The organism is Armatimonas sp. (assembly GCF_043760365.1).
In the GTDB taxonomy this organism is placed as follows: Bacteria; Armatimonadota; Armatimonadia; order Armatimonadales; family Armatimonadaceae; genus Armatimonas.
On record NZ_JAYUPA010000076.1, the window covers coordinates 1 to 2,362 of the forward strand.

Genomic DNA, 2,362 nt, shown 5'->3' on the forward strand with positions numbered 1-2,362 from the left:
AAGCGCTACAAGGGGGAGCTGACGGGCATGCGAGAGAGCGCCCAGCAGCGGCTCCTGGACGTCTTTGATCGTCCAGATCGCCGCCGCGAGCTCTACCGAAAGTGGCGGGGAAGATCGTGAGGCAGCCCTTTACTGGAGGTCTGTCAGGCTATGCCAGTGAGGGCGCAGCTCCTCGGGATGGCTTGACAGGTAGTCCAGCAGGGTCGCCCACTTATCGCTGTGTTCTTGGCACTGGCGAAGGTATCCGCCCTCAACGGTTCGCGATAGATCGCCGAACTCTGCAGACTGCTCTGCCCGTCGCAGAGCGGAATCCATTTGTGAGCGAACCGTCGAGGCTGCGATGTCTAGATGCCTTGCGATGGTCTCATGGGTGCGGTATCGGCTGGCCATCTGGAGCACCTTACGTTCGGCTTTGGTAAAGCCGATTTTAGGGGAGTGCCACGCAAACGCATAGCGGATGGGGCGGCCTTCACGCTCTGGAGCAAACGCCTCCTCACGGGTAATGCCCATGAGAAAAGGCTGCTGGTGTTCTGTACGGTCAGGCAGCTCGTGCGCTCGGACAAGCTTTGCGCCAAAGATATTCTGGAATTTTTGAAAGTTCTCATCTCCATAGACTTCCTTGGTCCAGGTGCGCAAATAGTAGCCGCGCAGGCTCTGAAGCATCGCCTCAAAAAGCCGGTCGCGAACCTGTCCTGCGCGCTCTGTGGAAAGCTGCTCGCACAAATCGCCAAAGAGCAGACCGGTAAAGTTGAGACCTTTCTCTGGAGTGTTGTTGACAAAGGTTTCGTCAAAATCGCTCAGTGGGGAGGGGTGCTCCTTGGGTGAGCGCAAGATTCGACGAAGCAAATAGGAATCGGCCTGTTGCCCCCAGAGAGTGGATTGAAAGTCGTCTGTCAGAAAGCCGCCGGTTCCGATACCAACTACTTGTTTCTGTGGGGGACGGCGATTGTCTAGGACGACCACCCCAAACATGCGTCTTTGCTTTAACAGATCTCCCAGAGCTTCGCAGGTGAAGGCACGCTCCGCAGCGGAGACTTGTTTACCTTCTTGGCTGACGGCAAGAGCGGCAGGAATATCCCGCAGTCGGATCGGGCGCGCAAATAAATCTGGGGAGGCTACTCTGTGTGCAGGAGAGACTGTCGCAGGTGATGGTCTCGCTCTTTGAGTGGAGCGAGTCTTAGGAGATGGCAGTAATGCATTGGTCATGGTGTTTTAAGTTCCTGGTAGGAGCTTCAGCATCTGAGGCTTGGGGGGGGCAGTAGCTAAGCTTGGGAGCTTCAGCAGCTAAGTGCCTGCTCCAATTTACGCGCCGCTCCCTCGAATTGTGGGAGGTGAAAACGCTCGATCAGGCTATAAACCTGACCTAAATGCTCCGAAGCCCCCAGACGATCTTTGTTGTGCCAGCAGAGGCGTGCCCAGTACAGCAGCCTGTTCATTGCTCCGATGGGATGTTCCTCGCACTCAGCCAGGGTTGGGGGAGCTGACATTGTTTTTGTGGCTTTGTCAGCATGACCCGCTTCCGCCAAAATAACGGAAAGAACCATCCTGGCATCACGAATGTGTTCCATCCGATCCGAGCGCAGGGCGCAGGCTTCGGCTTCTCTTGCCGTGCGCAGAGCGCTATCTAGATACCCAACTCTTGCCTGCCGAGTCGCAAGCTCTCTCAGGAGCTGGGACTCTAATGCTTGATCCCGCCTATCGCGTGCTAACGGGATTGCCTCTGTCCAGCCCTTAATTGCAACCTCACATTTTGAACGGGGCTGTACTCTCGCTAGAAGAGAGGTTGCTCCAAACCAGATCACCGGGTGCTCCTTGGCTGTCACAAGCGCCAGAGAGGACTTGAGACAGTTCTGGGCTTCCTGAGAGCGCTCTCGAAGGTGAAGGAATAATCCCCGAGCGTGGAAGGCTTCGGCGAGCAGACGTTGTGCCTGGGGCTCGGTGAGCAAGCGCCGCGCTGCTTCCTCTTGCAAAGCGAGGAGCACCAGATCCCCTGGAAAGGTTGGATCGCCCCGCCAGATGGGTTGATAGAGCGATTCAAGTGCTGCCCAAAGCTCGTCGAGCGATGCATTTACGAAGCGAGTTATTCCTAGCTCTGAGGTGCCCCGGCGCAGAATTGCGAATTCATCGGGGAGAGCACGCAAGGCGACAAGAAGCCGTTCACTCTGGTCTGTGCTGGGGATATGCTTGCCGGTTTCCCAGTGGGTAATGACTCCCGGTGCAACCCCGATCTCGCGGGCAAGCTGACGCACACCGATTCCGCGCCGCATCCGTAAGGCTCTTAGAAGATCGCCGCTACTGGCGGGCAACACCGCATCCGTAAGAAGCGGTCGGTAGCTAAACTCAGGGTGGGCAGCAAGGATCG

2 protein-coding genes are annotated in these 2,362 nt (G+C 57.0%); both read right to left on the reverse strand.

Translation table 11 applies throughout. The features are described from left to right. Positions 1-129: 129 nt before the first annotated feature. The gene (locus ACH2EH_RS01970; protein ID WP_395138347.1) at positions 130-1,206 is read right to left on the reverse strand and encodes a hypothetical protein; all 1,077 of its coding nucleotides are present in this window, start codon (positions 1,204-1,206) and stop codon (positions 130-132) included. A 71-nt stretch (positions 1,207-1,277) separates the two neighbouring features. Then, a partial coding sequence (locus tag ACH2EH_RS01975) for a helix-turn-helix domain-containing protein (RefSeq protein WP_395138350.1) occupies positions 1,278-2,362 on the reverse strand: 1,085 nt, incomplete at its 5' end.

Excerpts from the sequence above, each read along its gene's own strand:
- ACH2EH_RS01970 (WP_395138347.1), bottom strand. The coding sequence starts at position 1,206 with ATGACCAATGCATTACTGCCATCTCCTAAGACTCGCTCCACTCAAAGA.